The organism is Streptomyces millisiae (assembly GCF_031845425.1).
Lineage (GTDB): Bacteria > Actinomycetota > Actinomycetes > Streptomycetales > Streptomycetaceae > Streptomyces > Streptomyces millisiae.
In genome coordinates this window covers 1-616 of the sequence record NZ_JAVREM010000191.1, presented here as the reverse complement: position 1 = coordinate 616, position 616 = coordinate 1, and the positions used below count along the sequence as shown (strand labels likewise).

At 78.4% G+C, this 616-nt stretch carries 1 pseudogene; it reads left to right on the top strand.

The window, feature by feature from the left end:
* A pseudogene (locus tag RNC47_RS36155) lies at positions 1 to 616 on the top strand (hypothetical protein); the annotation flags it as partial.

The window sequence follows — 616 nt, the reverse complement described above, 5'->3', positions numbered from 1 at the left end:
CGGGCGTTCGCCGCTGGACCACGGGCACGGCCGGGGCCGCCGGCGATGTCGCCGGCGCCGGCGCCGGCGACATCGCCGGCCTCGCCGCGACGGGTGCCGCGGGGGCGCGGGCGACGGTGGGCATCGGAACCGGAGCCGGGGTGGTGGTCCGGGAGAGACCGGTGACCCGAGCACGCGGCGCGGCGGGCTCGGAGTCGTGCGCCAGCCGCTGGACCACGGGCGGCGCCGGGGCGTGGGATGCCGGGGCACGCTGTACGACGGGAAGCACGGGCGCCCGGCCGAACCGTTCCCCGGCGGGTGCGGAGGGCGGCGCCGGGACGGGGGAGGCGGCCGTCCGCCACCTGGTCACCGGGCGTGCGCTGAGCGGCGTGGCGGTGGTGGGTGGGGTCGTGACGGGAGCCAGCGCCGGGCTCGGCGACGAGGTGGTCGCCGATGGCGGTGTCGCGATGGGTGGGTTCGACATCGTGGGCCCGAGCGTGGCGCGTGTGAGTGCGGTCCGAGCGGGACTGGTCGGAACAGGTGCCTGCGGTGCGGCACTGGTTGATGGACGGTCAACGGCGACCGGGGTGACCGGGGCCGAACGTGCCGCATCCGGTCCCCGGGTGGCCACCGGGTC